14 protein-coding genes and 1 pseudogene are annotated in these 16,207 nt (G+C 42.8%); 8 read left to right on the forward strand and 7 right to left on the reverse strand.

The features are described from left to right. Positions 1-29: 29 nt before the first annotated feature. The gene (locus D0T87_RS16835) at positions 30-584 is read left to right on the forward strand and encodes a hypothetical protein (RefSeq protein WP_163176287.1); all 555 of its coding nucleotides are present in this window, start codon (positions 30-32) and stop codon (positions 582-584) included. A gap of 4 nt (positions 585-588) precedes the next feature. Here D0T87_RS16835 and D0T87_RS16840 read toward each other — a convergent pair whose 3' ends face one another. Next, entirely contained in the window at positions 589-1,248 is a 660-nt protein-coding gene (locus D0T87_RS16840) for a murein L,D-transpeptidase catalytic domain-containing protein (protein ID WP_163176288.1), read from the reverse strand. Between the two features lie 106 nt (positions 1,249-1,354). Between D0T87_RS16840 and D0T87_RS16845 the strand changes: the two genes are divergently transcribed. Beyond that, on the forward strand, positions 1,355-1,858 hold the full coding sequence (locus tag D0T87_RS16845; protein WP_163176289.1) for a pyridoxamine 5'-phosphate oxidase family protein: 504 nt from the start codon (positions 1,355-1,357) through the stop codon (positions 1,856-1,858). Between the two features lie 37 nt (positions 1,859-1,895). Here D0T87_RS16845 and D0T87_RS16850 read toward each other — a convergent pair whose 3' ends face one another. After that, complete coding sequence (locus D0T87_RS16850; RefSeq protein WP_163176290.1) at positions 1,896-2,399, reverse strand: mechanosensitive ion channel domain-containing protein; 504 nt, start codon at positions 2,397-2,399, stop codon at positions 1,896-1,898. A gap of 38 nt (positions 2,400-2,437) precedes the next feature. After that, complete coding sequence (gene pncB / locus D0T87_RS16855; protein WP_163176291.1) at positions 2,438-3,598, reverse strand: nicotinate phosphoribosyltransferase; 1,161 nt, start codon at positions 3,596-3,598, stop codon at positions 2,438-2,440. A 183-nt stretch (positions 3,599-3,781) separates the two neighbouring features. On the opposite strand from pncB, the gene D0T87_RS16860 reads away from it, so the two are divergent. The 6 genes and pseudogenes from D0T87_RS16860 to D0T87_RS16885 form a co-directional block, all read left to right on the forward strand. After that, a complete protein-coding gene (locus D0T87_RS16860; protein ID WP_163176292.1) occupies positions 3,782-5,227 on the forward strand; it encodes a helicase HerA-like domain-containing protein in 1,446 nt (481 codons plus the stop codon). A gap of 35 nt (positions 5,228-5,262) precedes the next feature. Next, entirely contained in the window at positions 5,263-6,468 is a 1,206-nt protein-coding gene (locus D0T87_RS16865; RefSeq protein ID WP_163176293.1) for an acyloxyacyl hydrolase, read from the forward strand. Positions 6,469-6,524: 56 nt separating this feature from the next. Further along, positions 6,525-7,805: an O-acetylhomoserine aminocarboxypropyltransferase/cysteine synthase family protein gene (locus D0T87_RS16870; RefSeq protein ID WP_163176294.1), complete on the forward strand. Its 1,281-nt coding sequence runs from the start codon at positions 6,525-6,527 to the stop codon at positions 7,803-7,805. A gap of 196 nt (positions 7,806-8,001) precedes the next feature. After that, entirely contained in the window at positions 8,002-10,290 is a 2,289-nt protein-coding gene (locus D0T87_RS16875; protein WP_163176295.1) for an NADP-dependent malic enzyme, read from the forward strand. A gap of 469 nt (positions 10,291-10,759) precedes the next feature. Beyond that, positions 10,760-12,094 carry an NADP-specific glutamate dehydrogenase gene (locus D0T87_RS16880; RefSeq protein WP_163176296.1) on the forward strand — a complete coding sequence of 445 codons (1,335 nt, stop codon included), beginning with the start codon at positions 10,760-10,762 and terminating at the stop codon, positions 12,092-12,094. Between the two features lie 243 nt (positions 12,095-12,337). Further along, a pseudogene (locus tag D0T87_RS16885) lies at positions 12,338-12,817 on the forward strand (family 43 glycosylhydrolase); the annotation flags it as partial. A 21-nt stretch (positions 12,818-12,838) separates the two neighbouring features. Here D0T87_RS16885 and D0T87_RS16890 read toward each other — a convergent pair. From D0T87_RS16890 to D0T87_RS16905, 4 genes are all read right to left on the reverse strand, one after another. Further along, complete coding sequence (locus tag D0T87_RS16890) at positions 12,839-14,041, reverse strand: clostripain-related cysteine peptidase (RefSeq protein WP_163176298.1); 1,203 nt, start codon at positions 14,039-14,041, stop codon at positions 12,839-12,841. Positions 14,042-14,238: 197 nt separating this feature from the next. Further along, positions 14,239-14,811 (reverse strand): DUF4890 domain-containing protein, encoded by a 573-nt coding sequence (locus tag D0T87_RS16895; RefSeq protein ID WP_163176299.1) that lies wholly within the window; start codon positions 14,809-14,811, stop codon positions 14,239-14,241. A 336-nt stretch (positions 14,812-15,147) separates the two neighbouring features. Then, positions 15,148-15,567: an N-acetylmuramoyl-L-alanine amidase gene (locus D0T87_RS16900; RefSeq protein ID WP_239063733.1), complete on the reverse strand. Its 420-nt coding sequence runs from the start codon at positions 15,565-15,567 to the stop codon at positions 15,148-15,150. Beyond that, complete coding sequence (locus D0T87_RS16905; protein WP_163176300.1) at positions 15,549-15,866, reverse strand: SH3 beta-barrel fold-containing protein; 318 nt, start codon at positions 15,864-15,866, stop codon at positions 15,549-15,551. The genes D0T87_RS16900 and D0T87_RS16905 overlap by 19 nt, the downstream gene beginning before the upstream one ends. Between the last annotated feature and the right edge of the window lie 341 nt (positions 15,867-16,207).

Below are 16,207 nucleotides of genomic sequence, written 5' to 3' on the forward strand. Positions count from 1 at the left end.
TCATTAAGAAATAACCTAAAACAAAACATATGAGTATTCTAGAAAACAACTTCAATCAGGCATACAAAGCCATGTCCGATTTGATAGAACAGGAAAAGAAGGAGAAGTCACTGCACCATGCCAAATTCATCATTGTGCAGGTAGCCCATCAGGATGAAACGTTCGAACTCCAAAGCGCAACTTTCACTCCTGCCGAAAGTAACGTAGTGCCAAGTGAACTTGCCAACGACCCATATTATAATATGGTATTTATTGCTGAAAGCGTAAACGAAATCCTGAAGAAATTCAAAGATAAATACCTGTTTAAACTCGCTTATGCAGACGTCAGTTATGCCCTACATAGCGCTTACCGGCAAGCATTAATGAGCGAAACCGGAGAATATACGCTAAATACTTCGTTCTTCAAACCGGCCATCGAGGACTCTACCTGGGCGTATGAAGATGTGTTCCGCTATTCCGATCTGGGGCATTTCAGGTGTTGGTTCAACTTTGACGAAGAGTTCAAACACGTAAATATACAGGCCGATAACGACCTGATCATACAATACAATGACCTTAAACCATCGGAGAAAACTTCATTATAAACCATCAATTATATATCCAAAGCAAAGTCGGCTTCCCTGCCGACTTTTGCATTTTATCGACCTGCCTCATGGTTTCATCAGAGATAACAGGGCATCCCTGACTCATCCCCAGCGGCAGATATACCGGATAGGTTTCTTCATCCGGAATCGGTTCAAACGAATGGAGCACTACAATACGCTTATAGGCATTACTGTTTGTTTTTTCCAGGCCATGTAGTTTATAATGCACATTGATTCCCCATTTACTATACGAACGAATGCCTACTTTATACTTTCCTAAAGAAGAACAATAACTACCTTCTACATTACTGAATTCCGGCTCGGCGACAGTACTATTCTTGCCATAACCATGCGCACAAAGACTTGAATGTTTTATAGAATCACCTTTGAAATCCCAAACAAAGAAGCGTTTCTTTCCCGAATGAAGGCTGAAATCCACCAGAAAGCAATAGTCCGTGTTAAAAGCGTGCTGTTTACAATAAGCTCTGGCAGAATCGGCTTTCGCCCGGAGACGATTTGGCAGTGCAGATACAGAAATAACCTCCTGTGTAGAATCTTCCTCTTCAGAGATGCCAGTATCCGTATGATTTGAATTGCCCAAAAACAAAATCCCAACTACAACAGCAATTACCAATATGCCAACAAGTTTTGCCCGTCCGATCATAATTTTCTTCGTTTTATATGCAAATATATTCCATTAATCCATACTTTTACCAATCATTCACCAATATTAAGAAGAACGATATAACCCAATACACATCTAAGAAACAATGAAATACAATAATAACTCCATTCGCCGGCAAGACCGCCTGTTATCAGAAGCGGAAGGCATAACCCTGTTAAAAGAAGGAGAATACGGATTCCTGTCCATGGTATCTGAAAATAACTCAGGTTATGGAATCCCGTTGAGCTATGCCGTTGAAGAAGATAAAATTTACTTCCACTGCGCCCCGGAAGGAGAAAAACTGCGTATACTCCAAAAGAACAATCAGGTATCTTTCTGCGTTGTGGGGCATACACAGGTTATTTCGCATCAATTCACCACGGCCTATCAAAGTGTAATAGCCAGGGGAACAATAACTGTAGGTTTATCCGACGAGGAAAAGATGCATGCATTGGAGTTAATCCTTGATAAATACTCACCCGATGACAAGGTTGTGGGATTAAAATATGCAGAGAAGTCATTTCCCCGCACAGAGATTCTGAGAATGGATATAATAGAGATTTCCGGGAAATGTAAAAGGGTTATCGCAAAACAGAAAGGAAATGTGTAAAACGGATTGAAATACTCAAAACCATCCCCCCTGATCCTTACCCCTTCTCCACCACAGAAACAATCTTCTGCAGAAAAAGGTTATTAGGAATCACGATCAATTCACCCTCTTCCGTCCGGATGTGCGTATAAAACGTCTGGATATTCTCGATGGTAGCAACAATAGGTATATCTTTATCAATAATATGAATGCGATCGCCCACCTTAAAAGGAGCATTAAAGAACATAATTATGCCCGCTGTAATATTACTCAATATAGACCACTGTGCAAAGAAAGCAACTCCAATTACAGCAAAAACAGAAGAAAGTCCCAGAAGAATATTATCCGGATTTACTCCCCAGATTATGCCCAAAGAGAGAAAGAAAAGGATATTTATAATAATACTAACCACCTTCCTCACTTGCAGAATGCGAGCTTCGGGCATTTGAATAATATGCCCCGATTTCACAACAATCTTAGAAAACAAATAACGCGAAACAGGCAACAGTACAATCAAAATAGCCGAAGCTATGATCTGAGGCAAGTATTCTTTTATATCCATACCATTTTTGCTTTATCAAAGAACAAAGGTAGAAATTATCACCTGATTCCCAGCGTACGCTTCGTTAATTCTATTTCTTTCGTGTTTCCGGTATGCTTACCTTGCACGTCCGACAATTTTATGGCATATTGAAACTTCTGACGCCGGTCATACTTCACCTCACTTAGTTTTATAACCATATTCAGAGGCTTGGCGCCTACATCATTCGAGAAGAAAGTACCTATACCATACGTATCGTGTATCCGACCATTTACATAAGCCTTTATCTCCTGCACCCTTTCCAGGTTTAACGAATCGCTGTACACAATAGTTTTGGAAAGAGGATCTATGCGTTTACTTTTATAAAACTCTACCGTCTTATCGGTAAAGACAAGCGGATCTCCGCTATCCCAACGCACCCCGTCGAATAACTTAGCCTGCTTCTGGCCAAACTGTTCGTAGAACACATCAGTAGTATAAGTATCCGTCAGCGTAATCCCCAAACTACCCTGATACGCATCCACCCAGGCATCAAGAGCCTTAACTGTAGCAGCACGATAACCATAAACAGCACCATGAAACATAAACCATTCGTGTGGCATAGTACCAATGGGGGTTGTATCGTACTTCATGGCCAGATACATATTGCTCGTACCTTTAAAGAATTTACTGGAATACATCTTCAAATAAGAAACCACCTTATCGTGTACATCAAAAGAGAAACGCCTGCGGGTTCCGAAATCCGAGAAATCAGCCTCCATCTGTCTCAGCTGAAAAGCCTTTTCAACCGCTTTCTCTTTTACATTCTGAGGCTCTATTCCAGTCATTTTAAAATAAAGCTCGGAGATAATAGCCATCAGGGGGACTTCCCAAAGAACAGTACGATACCAATACCCCTCTATCCGTATTTTCAAATCTCCACCCTCTTGTTTAATGTGCACCTCGCTGGGATCATACTGATACCCTTCCAGAAAATCAATAAAAGCAGGATCAAAGAAGTAGCAACGGCGAATCATGAATTCTTTCTCGGGCTTAGTCATTTTAAGACTCGCCATAGCCATCACTTCTTTTTTCAGTTCCTCGGCAAAGCCTTTAGGAAAAGCCGTATCTCCACGATTAATAAATTCATATCTGACGTATGCCCACGGATATAGCTTCTGTATGGCCAACATAACAGAGTATTTATATAGATCGTTATCCGTAAAATGTGTGATAATCATAATTGTACTATTATTTGTTTTAGGTATAAACAATCAAATGCCACGGAGTGTTTAATTAGAAGTCAGAAGTTAGAAGTAAGTAGTTAGGCCAATGAACGAAATGATATCACAGGCCAAAGATAAAACCCAGCTTCTAACTTCTGACTACTAACTTCTAACTTCTGACTACTAACTCCTAAAATTATGTACGACAAAGACAAAAGAGCATATATAGCCATAGCCGGAGAAAAAGAGGTATGCATATTACCCAATAAGGCAAATCGTCATGGGCTGATCACCGGAGCTACAGGGACCGGAAAGACCGTGACTCTTCAGAATCTTGCGGAAACCTTCAGTGCTATGGGCGTACCGGTGTTTGCTGCCGACGTCAAAGGAGATTTATCGGGAGTAGCTAAAACCGGTGGCAACAAAGACAGTGTAACCAAGCGGGTAGAATCATACAAACTATTCGATAAAGGATTTACATTCCAAGCCTTTCCCGTTCAATTCTGGGATGTATTCGGAGAACAAGGTGTTCCGGTACGTGCTTCTGTAACAGATATGGGACCTACCCTATTCTCCCGTTTGCTTCAACTGAATGATACACAAAGTGCAGTTCTAAGCATTATCTTCAAAATAGCCAAAGACCAGAATCTGGACCTCATAGATTTGAAAGATCTTCAGAAAATAGTCGAATACATTGGCAATAACAACAATGCATTTACCACCAACTATGGCAACATATCTACGGCAAGCATTGGAGCCATTCAACGGGGATTACTCCAACTGGAACAGGATGGAGCCGGTCAGTTCTTTGGAGAACCGGAACTCAACCTGGACGATTTAATCCAGACCGAAGGAGATAAAGGTATCATTAATATCCTGGCAGCCGATAAATTAATGAATTCACCCAAAGTATATTCCACATTCCTGCTTTGGATGATGACCAAGTTGTTCGATACGCTGCCCGAAGTGGGCGACCCAGATAAACCCAAGTTGGTATTCTTCTTCGACGAAGCACACCTGCTGTTCAATGATGCACCCAAAGCACTGGTCGAAAAGATAGAACAAGTGGTGCGGCTGATCCGTTCCAAAGGTGTCGGAGTTTATTTTGTAACACAAAGTCCGGCGGATATTCCTGATACTGTGCTGGCGCAACTAGGGAATCGCATTCAACATGCTCTGCGGGCATACACCCCCAAAGATCAGAAAGCATTAAAGGTAGCCGCACAAAGTTTCCGTGCCAATCCGGCTTTTGATACGGAGAAAGCCATATCCGAATTAGGAACAGGCGAAGCACTTGTGTCTTTTCTGGATGAAAAAGGAGCACCACAACCCGTTGAAAGAGCTTTTATCTTACCACCGGAAGGACAAATAGGTCCTATCACGCCCGAAGAGCGTAAAGCAATGGTCACCGGATCGTTGTTATACAGGCATTATGCACAAACCATAGATCGTGAATCGGCATACGAGATCTTAACCGAAAAGCTCAATCACATACAAGATCAAAAGGATGCGGTAGCACAGGCAAAAGCCCAGGAACAAGCCACCCGGCAACGGAATAAAGTCATCGGAACGGTAGCCTCAGCTTTCCTTATTCCGCTAGGCAAACAACTCATTAAATCTTTTTTCGGCAAGAAAAAGCGGTAGAAAACCATTATATTTGTGGCCTAAATCAAACCAGAATGAAAAAACGGGCCTCAACTTTTCTATTCATTATTTTATATTGCCTATCCTCTTATGCCGGTGACTCAATAAAAAGTAAGTTTCCTCACTATCTGGCAGTTAATGCCGCCGATGGTTTGGTTTTCCCTACCAACAAATTCGTTTCAGGAGATTACCGCATACCCCATTATACAGCATTTACTCTTAAATATGGCATTACATCCAAAGGCGACAACTGGAAAGATTACGCCTATGGGTTGCCTACAATGGGAATCGGTTTGTATGTGGCCAATTTCTACCGGAATCACGATTTGGGCACGCCATTCTCACTCTTCCTGTTCCAGGGAGCGACATTGCATCAATTCAAACCGAAATTATCATTAAACTATGAATGGAATCTGGGAGCATCCTTCAACTGGAAACATTACGACGCTTTCGACAACCCGGACAATATAGCATTAGGATCAAGCGTAAATGTACACGTGGGCGGTAATCTGTTCCTGAAATGGAGATTATCTAAAAGGTGGGATCTAAGCACCGGATTAGGTTTCACACACTTTTCCAATGGCGCTTCTTCATTGCCCAACCGGGGACTGAATATGGCTAACGCATTTGTTGAATTGGCATACTATTTTAACCGGGAAGAACCGGCAACACTCCTATCCAACCCTCACCCTACTCTTGCTTTCAAAAAGAAAATCAACCATGACTTTATGTTATTGATATCTTCACGCGAAGCAACGGTAGATACAACTGGTACAGGATTGGCAAGTCCATACACTGACCGAAGGTTTAAAGTACTTGGGCTAAGTTATGCTTATATGATTAACAGCAATTATCGCTATAAATGGGGTCCAAGTATTGAGGCTACTTACGATGAAAGTTCGGGCATCACCAGTTGGCGGGAAGAACACCCCGAAACCCATAAAATGCACGACCGTACCAAAATGGGCAAGGTAAAAGACCGGTTCTCCGTAGGATTATCCCTGAAAGGGGAGATGTCCATGCCCGGCTATTCCGTATTCGCAAATCTGGGATATGATGTGATTCATGGCAACAAAAAAGATGAACGATTATATCAGATACTTGGAGTAAAGATATTCCTCCAGGATAATCTCTTTGGAACCTTCGGCATTCGGGCCACCAATTTCGGGAGTGCACAGTACTTGTTCTGGAATCTTGGATATACATTCGAACAAGAAAAAAAGAGAAGGAAAAAATTATAAATGGATACAAGTTGTTATCTTTGCCGGAGTTTTAATATTCATTAATCATTCATCCTATGTCGAAACAATTTAAACCCGAAACGCTTTGCGTGCAAGCTGGATGGCAACCTAAAAAAGGAGAACCACGCGTATTACCAATCTATCAAAGTACAACATTTAAATACGATACCAGCGAACAGATGGCTCGTTTGTTCGACCTCGAAGATGCTGGTTACTTTTACACCCGCCTGCAAAATCCGACCAACGATGCAGTAGCAGCAAAAATCGCAGCCCTGGAAGGGGGTGTAGCAGCGATGTTGACTTCAAGCGGACAGGCCGCCAACTTCTATGCTATCTTCAATATCTGTCAGGCAGGCGACCATTTCGTTTGTTCTTCAGCACTTTACGGAGGAACATTCAACCTCTTCAGCGTAACAATGAAGAAACTGGGCATTGAAGTGACTTTCGTTAATCAGGATGCTTCGGAAGAAGAAATTTCTGCTGCTTTCCGCCCAAATACCAAACTATTATTCGGAGAAACGATCTCTAATCCATCACTTGAGGTGCTGGACATTGAAAAGTTTGCCCGTATAGCACATAGTAATGGTGTACCTCTTCTCATTGACAATACCTTCCCTACTCCAATCAACTGCCGCCCATTCGAATGGGGAGCGGACATTGTGATACATTCCACCACCAAATACATGGATGGACATGCCACAGCCGTAGGAGGATGTATTGTAGACAGTGGTAACTTTGATTGGGACGCATACGCTGATAAGTTCCCGGGATTATGTACTCCGGATGAATCATATCATGGGCTGACTTATACTAAGGCTTTTGGTAAAGGTGCATATATCACTAAGGCGACAGCACAACTGATGCGTGACTTAGGTAGTATTCAAAGCCCACAAAATGCATTCCTCCTGAATATAGGCCTGGAAACCCTGCACCTACGCATGAAACAACATTGCAGCAATGCACTGGCTGTAGCCAAATATCTGGAAGCAAACGAAAAAGTTGCGTGGGTAAATTATTGTAGCCTACCCGGTAATAAGTACTACGATCTGGCACAGAAATACATGCCTAACGGTTCTTGCGGAGTTATATCTTTTGGATTGAAAGGTGGTCGTGAGGTTTCTATTAAATTTATGGATAGCCTCGAACTTGTAGCTATTGTAACACACGTTGCCGATGCCCGTACTTGCGTGCTTCACCCTGCAAGCCATACACACCGCCAGTTAACTGACGAACAATTAATTGAGGCAGGCGTACGTCCCGACCATATCCGTCTGTCTGTAGGTATCGAGAATGTAGATGATATTATTGCAGATATTGAACAGGCATTGAACGCATAACATTCAACATAGAAATGATTATCTGTAAGGGCGGTTCGTGAACCGCCCTTTTATGAATATTCATGCAACAACCTAAACAAAAACCGCATCTTATTACAACAATTTCGCATAAATAACATCATTTCTCCTACAATTTTAAAGTTTTATCACTACCTTTGCGGCCGATTATCATAAAAACCATATAAAATTAAACGTCATGGCTAAAACAATCAAGGAAGAGGCTTTGCTTTATCACTCACAAGGAAAGCCTGGTAAGATTGAAGTAGTGCCTACCAAACCGTACAGCACTCAGAAAGATTTGTCACTAGCCTACTCTCCCGGGGTAGCCGAACCTTGTCTCGAAATTGAAAAAGATCCGCAAACTGCGTATAAATATACAGCGAAAGGTAATCTTGTTGCAGTAATCTCTAACGGTACAGCCGTGCTTGGATTGGGCGACATAGGCGCTTTGAGTGGTAAACCCGTAATGGAAGGTAAAGGTCTTCTTTTTAAAATCTATGCAGGTATTGATGTATTCGATATTGAATTGGACGAGAAAGACCCCGAAAAATTCATCCAGGCCGTTAAAGCCATCGCTCCTACTTTTGGAGGTATCAACCTGGAAGATATCAAAGCTCCTGAATGTTTTGAGATCGAACGCCGTTTGAAAGAAGAACTGGATATTCCGGTAATGCACGATGACCAACACGGAACAGCCATTATTTCAAGTGCGGGACTTTTGAACGCTTTGGAAGTGGCCGGAAAGAAGATTGAAAACGTAAAAATCGTAGTGAATGGTGCAGGAGCCTCAGCCGTATCTTGTACTAAACTATACGTGTCATTAGGTGCACGTCTGGAAAACATCGTAATGGTGGACAGTAAAGGCGTTATCAACAAAACACGCACCGACCTGAACGAACAGAAACGTTATTTTGCTACAGACCGCACGGATATTAAAACATTGGAAGAAGCCATAAAAGGCGCCGATGTATTCCTTGGTTTGTCAAAAGGTAATGTCGTATCAAAAGATATGATTCGTAGCATGGCTACCTCTCCTATCGTATTTGCCTTGGCCAATCCAACTCCGGAGATTTCATATGAAGACGCCATGTCGTCGCGTCCGGATGTATTGATGGCTACAGGACGTTCCGACTATCCGAACCAGATTAATAATGTAATCGGGTTCCCTTATATCTTCCGCGGGGCTTTGGACACGAACGCTACAGCCATCAACGAAGAGATGAAGAAAGCTGCCGTATATGCTATCGCAGGACTGGCGAAACAACCGGTTCCTGATGTAGTTAATGCAGCATACAAAGTAAACAATCTGACTTTCGGACCCGAATACTTCATTCCGAAACCTGTTGATCCACGTCTGATCACTGAAGTATCTATGGCGGTAGCAAAAGCTGCCATTGAATCGGGCGTTGCCCGCAAAACAATCGAAGATTGGGATGCTTACCAAGTGCGTTTACGCGAATTGATGGGATATGAATCTAAACTTACCCGTCAATTATATGACACAGCACGTACGGCTCCACAGCGCGTGGTATTTGCCGAAGGTGGTCACCCTAATATGCTGAAAGCCGCGGTTGAAGCTAAGGCCGAAGGCATCTGCCACCCTGTGCTACTGGGCAACGATGAGCGTATTGAGAAACTGGCCAAAGAACTTGACCTTAGTCTGGACGGTATTGAAATCGTAAACCTTCGCCACGACCGCGAAGCTGCCCGTCGCGAGCGTTATGCGCATATCCTTGCCGAAAAACGTGCCCGCGAAGGTGCAACCTACGAAGAGGCTAACGACAAGATGTTCGAGCGTAACTACTTTGGTATGATGATGGTGGAAACCGGCGATGCCGATGCATTCATCACCGGATTGTACACTAAATACAGCAATACCATTAAAGTTGCTAAAGAAGTGATAGGTATTCGTCCGGAATACAAGCATTTTGCTACTATGCATATCTTGAATTCGAAAAAGGGAACATACTTCCTGGCCGACACGTTGATCAACCGTCACCCGAACGAAGAAACCCTGACCGATGTTGCCCGCCTGGCCGAGCAAACCGTTCGTTTCTTTAATCACAAGCCGGTTATCGCCATGCTGTCTTATTCTAACTTTGGCGCCGATCAGTCGGGAAGCCCGGCTAAGGTTCATAAAGCAGTGGAATATATGCAAAAGAACTACCCGGATATGGCCATTGACGGTGAGATGCAGGTTAACTTTGCGATGAATCGTGAGCTTCGCGATACAAAATATCCATTTACCCGTTTGCTGGGAAAAGATGTAAATACATTAATATTCCCTAATCTAAGCTCGGCCAACTCAGGATATAAGTTCATCCAGGCAATGACAGACAGCGAACTGATCGGGCCTATCCAGATGGGATTGAATAAGCCGATCCACTTTACCGATAACGAAAGCTCAGTACGCGAAATCGTCAACATCACTGCGGTAGCCGTTATTGATGCCATAGTAGCTAATAAGTTGAAAATTGAAAATTGAAAGTTACGATGCCGAAAACCTTTTAAAGCATCGTAACTTTTCCTATAACAACTTTCACGCCGCATGGCAACTTTCAATTTTCAACTTTCAACTTTCAACTTAATATGAAGCGCCCCCTTTCAAAATCACAAATAGTTTGCATAGTGCTCCTTTGGGTAGCACTATGCTACATTGTTCTTGTTTCTTCTCCACGAATTGACGGTCCCGTCATCGTTACCATACTTATGTCCGGCGCCTTTGTATTCATTCCTATATACAAGTCTCTAAAAAAGAGAAAATAGTATCCTTTTTACTCTTTTTTATTTATTTCTCGGACAAAAAGCTACTTTTATTGAACTTTTATTGTTTTTTTGTTTGCCGGTTTAATTTTTATATATACTTTTGCAACCGGAAACGGCGACATGCCGCTACGAAGTTCTACAGAAGATTATATTCAGAATTAAATAACAACCAATTAAAAGAACAAGTTATGAATGCAGCTAAGGTATTAGACGATTTGAAAAGACGGTTCCCCAATGAGCCAGAGTATCATCAGGCAGTAGAAGAAGTACTTGCTACTATTGAAGACGAGTATAACAAATATCCTGAATTTGATAAAGCAAATCTTATCGAACGTCTTTGTATTCCCGAAAGAGTGTATCAATTCCGTGTTACATGGGTTGATGATAAAGGCAATGTACAGACCAATATGGGCTATCGTGTACAACACAACAACGCCATTGGCCCTTACAAAGGCGGTTTACGTTTCCACGCTTCGGTAAACCTTGGGATTCTGAAATTCCTTGCATTCGAACAAACATTCAAAAACTCACTGACTACCCTTCCGATGGGTGGTGGTAAAGGTGGTTCGGACTTCTCTCCCCGCGGTAAAAGCAATGCAGAGGTTATGCGCTTTACTCAGGCTTTCATGCTTGAACTATGGCGTCACATTGGCCCTGACACTGACGTTCCTGCCGGCGATATCGGTGTAGGCGGTCGCGAAGTGGGCTATATGTACGGTATGTACAAGAAGTTGAGCCACGAATTTACAGGCACATTCACTGGTAAAGGCCGTGAATTTGGTGGTTCTCTGATCCGTCCGGAAGCAACGGGTTACGGTACGCTTTACTTCCTGATGGAAATGCTGAAAACCAAAGGTACAGACCTGAAAGGTAAAGTATGTACCATCTCAGGTTCGGGCAACGTGGCGCAATACGCTGCCGAAAAAGTGCTGGAACTTGGCGGTAAGGTAGTTACGCTTTCAGACTCTGATGGTTATATTTACGATCCTGCCGGTATCGACCGCGAAAAGCTGGATTATGTAATGGAACTGAAAAATATGTACCGTGGACGTATCCGCGAGTATGCAGACAAATATGGTTGCAAATATGTAGAAGGAGCAAAACCATGGGGCGAAAAATGCGACGTGGCTCTTCCATGTGCAACTCAAAACGAATTGAACGGCGACCACGCTCAGGCGCTTGTTGCTAACGGATGTATTGCCGTGGCCGAAGGTGCTAACATGCCTTCAACGCCCGAAGCAATTAAAGTATTCCAGGATGCTAAGATTCTGTATGCTCCGGGTAAAGCGGCTAACGCTGGTGGTGTATCCGTTTCAGGTCTTGAAATGACTCAGAACTCTATCAAACTAAGCTGGAGCAAAGAAGAAGTAGACGCTAAACTGAAAACAATCATGCAGGATATTCACGAAGCGTGTGTGAAATATGGTACCGAAGAAGATGGTTACATCAACTACGTTAAAGGTGCTAACGTTGCCGGATTTATGAAGGTTGCGAAAGCGATGATGGCTCAAGGTATTGTATAATCAGCACAATAAAGTCCATAGTTATGATAAGGCGTCCTCTCTGGGGGACGCCTTATTTTTTTTCAGACAGAGCACTCTCTACGAAGTAAATAGGGGCAATCCGAAAAGGCGGTTGAATTGTTAAATTGCTATAGACTTTATTGAAGGATTGGCGTATAACAGTAAGGGGTATCCTCAGTTTCACCATTCGGTATCAAGAGCGGACACAAGGCCCGCCCCTACGGCAAATCATTTTATTCGGGCATCATCGGCGAACCGATATTATTATTACGTCCGCCGGTAAAAATGAATAATCCGCAAACCGAATGGGAAAGCCGTTCCGTGACCAGCAAGGAAGTAAACAGACGGTGGACAGAAGGTTCGTTTATCTTTAAAGAGAACGCTACATATTATATGATGTACTCGGCCAACTTCTTCGGCGGTGCCAATTATGCAGTTGGTTATGCCACATCCAATCATCCATTAGGGCCTTTCGAAAAATCGGCAGACAACCCAATATTACAAAAAAATACAGAAACCGGCGGAAGCGTAACCGGCACGGGGCACAACATGATACTCACCTTGCCCGACAAACAAATGCTGTGTGTATATCATGGGCGTACCACGAAAACCGGAGACGACCGGATGGTATTTATGGACAGAATAGAAGGCCGGGAAGATGGCAAACTCATTGTCCACGGCCCTACTACAGGCACACAGCAACTAACTGAATCCGGAGATTAAGAGAAATGTAACAGATATATCCTAATGCGTTGCTTTGTACCAAGCCGTATTCATCTTTGCTGATGCTGTTGAACTTACACTTGGGTCGGAAATAGTGATGCCCGAGTATGCATTTATCTTCTTCTTTCCCGACGAACTACTGTAGTAATACTCTGTATGCGCTTTATAAGGCACAGTACGATTCAGTTGTTCCCGGAAATTGCTTAGCAGACCGGGATCAGTACAGAGTTTGGCTACATAATCGCCACAATCGAAGAAAATGGTAGGTGTATACCCGTCCATATCTTGTATGGAATTTAGAAGCGAAGTATCGAACGTGTACTTTGAATTAATTTCCTTCATAACCTTCGCCAGGTTATCAAGTTCCGCACAACGGGTAACTCCGATCGTTCCATGAGGATAGGGGTCGCCTTCGTAAGTATAAGTGCTATAGAAGTCATAAAAGGTATTTACAATACTTTCATAATCAGGATTGCTAAGAAGATAATGGCCAATCAAATCATACGGCATACCATGAGCCATGATTTCGGTAGGACAGGCAATGATATAATCGGCGGCATCTTTTAGGTCATACGCCACTTCGACAGTCGACAAATAACAATCGTCAAAAAGGATATACTCCATTTTTATTCCTGCATCCGAAATGCCTTGGGCAAAGGTGCTTATGTCCGTTCGGAATTGAGTTACCGAACCTCCGAAATAACGGGTCATAGGACCGTTTTTATATTCCCAATGCATCTTTTCAGTACTATACGAACGACTTGACGGTTGAACAGGTATCCATCCCATTCCATGACACCCCACCGTCATAGAATATTTATCGGCGGGAGCAAAAGCAATTACATCTTTCAGTATTGAAGTAATGCCCGCCGCCGTTGTAAATGCCGGGTTCGTATACTCTTTCAATGTCTGGCGTGTAATTTGTCCTTTCTTATGTTCTATTTCGAAGAGTGTAGCCTTAGTTGGCGAGGTACTTATAAACACAAGCACCCGCTCCGAACTGAGTCCATGCTTTTTAATAGAATTTTCTATGTCTGTTATATTGTTATAGAAGTAACTGATGAGATTATACCACCCTCCCGATTCGGTCGCATCACCCGACCAGGGCAGATACATAAGTAACGTGTGCTCTGTGTTTGTCGGCAGATCGGGATCGTTATTGTCATTACACGATGTAAAACAAAGAAGCAAAGCCAATAGAAAAAAATAGTGTTTCATTTGCATATGATTTTAATTTAGGTTATAACAAAAATACGTTATGGTATGTTCCGCAATGGTTAATATGAAGAGACTTTCTGCAAACATACGGAAAATCCACGACTCGCAAGCATGGTACACAAAAAAAGCGCAGCCCGCTATTTGGGACTACGCCTTTCTCACATAAAAAGTTCCTACTGAAAACTAAACTAAACTTATTTTATTTAACTGTTTGTTCTTTGTGGTCTTTGGCCTCTTTCACCTCTTTGGCCTTTTTCGCCCATACGTTTCTGGCGTTCTGCCTGTTTCTTTGTATAGGCTTCATATTGTTCTTTGGTGAAGATTTTCTCGATCTTTGCGTTATAATCTTCACGAGATTGCTTCATGGCTCCCATCATTTTCTCCCGATCTTCTTTAGATGGTTTGTTATCCATTTTACCGGATTTACCGTGTTTTGCATGCTTTCCTCTTTTATCTTTCGGAGCAACCTTGCAGCTATCGCAATTTGCGCAGTTCTCGCAACATGCTTTACCTTTTATCTTGGCATCCTTTTTAGCTTCTTTGTTAGCATCCATCTTCCTGGGAGGAGTCATTTTCTCGGCCATTGCCAGGTTTACGTCGTAGAGTTGCGCTTTCTGGGCATCGCTCAGGGAATACTCTTTGACCATGCGTTCGGTCATGCGCTCGGCACGGTCTTTAGGGTCCATATTTCTTTGTCCACCTCTTGGCCCGCCTTGCGCCATAATCATGGTTCCGGTTGTCAATAAGGCGATGAATAGTAATGTTATCTTTTTCATTTCTTTGTTCATTTACTCGTTATACAATTCTTTTCAGTGTTGCAACTAAGTATATGACGAAAAGAAGAAGAAGAGGTTTAATGTGGAGGTCATTTTTAACTAATTTTTGCAAAAAAAATGGGATAATGTGTGTAGGAGCTTACTCCTATTCTATGTCGTTAAGTTAAGTCTTTTTGTAGGGTTATGATGTAAATTGCTCCCACCACCTCCCCCTTCGGGGTACTCTTCCTCGGGCAGGAGGAGAACCGGCGAGGCGCCGGAGCCAGATTCACGATGCCGCAGGAAAACTTATACTCCGCGTTAATCTGCGTAACTCTGCGGTTCAACCCCCATAATTCAAAATTCAAAATTCTCTTTTCTTACATCGTAGCACGGGCACGCTTTATCCGACACCTCATTATGTCCCAACACCCGTTTGATTTCGATTAGTGTACAAAGCCTCCTCACTAACTCACGGATAGCAACCTTTTGTGCTTCCGTCCGTGTATCCGCCGGATTTCCTTCTTTGTCCAGCCCACCAACATATGCTATGCCTATAGCCGAGCTATTCCATCCATAACAATGTGCCCCTTTTTGTGTCAGGGATCGCCCTTCTTCTATCCTTCCGTCCTGATGGATCACAAAATGATAGCCAATACTTTTGAATCCTCTTTCCCGGTGATAGCGATCAATATCAGCTACCGTAAGTTCCCGTTCCGCCGGGGTTGCCGTACAGTGAATCATAATATACTTCCAACTCATACAATAGGCCTCCATTCTAAAAAGTTTTCTACCAGCAGGTTTCTCCAACCCTGCGCTTCCACATCCCAATAAATCAGGTTTCCGCCTTTGATCTTTTTCAAATCAAAGGCTCCTTTACCGAATGTCCGCTCATAGTATATCAGCGTTCCCATAGCCAGGCGGAATGCCCCGTCCTGCCGTTTGTATGCAATCAGGGCATGCCCATATTGCATATAACTGACCAGACTTTCTATCCGGTCCACCATCNNCCGGTCCACCATCCACTCCGCACATTCTTCCGTGCATTCTTTCTCAAACATAATTCGTTTCTTCATCTCTCTTCTTTTATTGATGTAAAAAGGTCGGTGTCATCCCACTGGTATGCCCCAGGCATTCCAATGGTTTGCCTAGGGCAAACTAATGGGATGCCTGGGGCATCTCAAACTTAAGGTTTAGCCTTGCTTCCCGTTACAAAGAAACGAATAATATATTTTCACAGTATAGAAACTATTTTCCAGATAACATGATTTATTTCACTGTATCTTTGTTGTTCTATTTATTAGAACAAACTATTATCATTAACTTATCATTAATTTACCAAATCATTCATTATGAAGAAAAACTTTTCAGAATCCCGTCGTTTAAAAACGTCCATGTCTCTTCTTTTGCTTCGCAT

The sequence above is a fragment of the Bacteroides sp. 51 genome (assembly GCF_010500965.1).
Classification (GTDB): Bacteria; Bacteroidota; Bacteroidia; order Bacteroidales; family Bacteroidaceae; genus Bacteroides.

Bases quoted from the DNA above. Each gene is read 5' to 3' on its own strand.
- D0T87_RS16835 (WP_163176287.1), top strand. From the start codon at position 30: ATGAGTATTCTAGAAAACAACTTCAATCAGGCATACAAAGCCATGTCC.
- D0T87_RS16900 (WP_239063733.1), bottom strand. From the start codon at position 15,567: ATGGAGGCCTATTGTATGAGTTGGAAGTATATTATGATTCACTGTACG.
- D0T87_RS16895 (WP_163176299.1), bottom strand. From the start codon at position 14,811: ATGAAAAAGATAACATTACTATTCATCGCCTTATTGACAACCGGAACC.
- D0T87_RS16875 (WP_163176295.1), top strand. From the start codon at position 8,002: ATGGCTAAAACAATCAAGGAAGAGGCTTTGCTTTATCACTCACAAGGA.
- pncB (WP_163176291.1), bottom strand. From the start codon at position 3,598: ATGATTATCACACATTTTACGGATAACGATCTATATAAATACTCTGTT.
- D0T87_RS16880 (WP_163176296.1), top strand. From the start codon at position 10,760: ATGAATGCAGCTAAGGTATTAGACGATTTGAAAAGACGGTTCCCCAAT.
- D0T87_RS16840 (WP_163176288.1), bottom strand. From the start codon at position 1,248: ATGATCGGACGGGCAAAACTTGTTGGCATATTGGTAATTGCTGTTGTA.
- D0T87_RS16870 (WP_163176294.1), top strand. From the start codon at position 6,525: ATGTCGAAACAATTTAAACCCGAAACGCTTTGCGTGCAAGCTGGATGG.
- D0T87_RS16850 (WP_163176290.1), bottom strand. From the start codon at position 2,399: ATGGATATAAAAGAATACTTGCCTCAGATCATAGCTTCGGCTATTTTG.
- D0T87_RS16890 (WP_163176298.1), bottom strand. From the start codon at position 14,041: ATGCAAATGAAACACTATTTTTTTCTATTGGCTTTGCTTCTTTGTTTT.
- D0T87_RS16845 (WP_163176289.1), top strand. From the start codon at position 1,355: ATGAAATACAATAATAACTCCATTCGCCGGCAAGACCGCCTGTTATCA.
- D0T87_RS16860 (WP_163176292.1), top strand. From the start codon at position 3,782: ATGTACGACAAAGACAAAAGAGCATATATAGCCATAGCCGGAGAAAAA.
- D0T87_RS16865 (WP_163176293.1), top strand. From the start codon at position 5,263: ATGAAAAAACGGGCCTCAACTTTTCTATTCATTATTTTATATTGCCTA.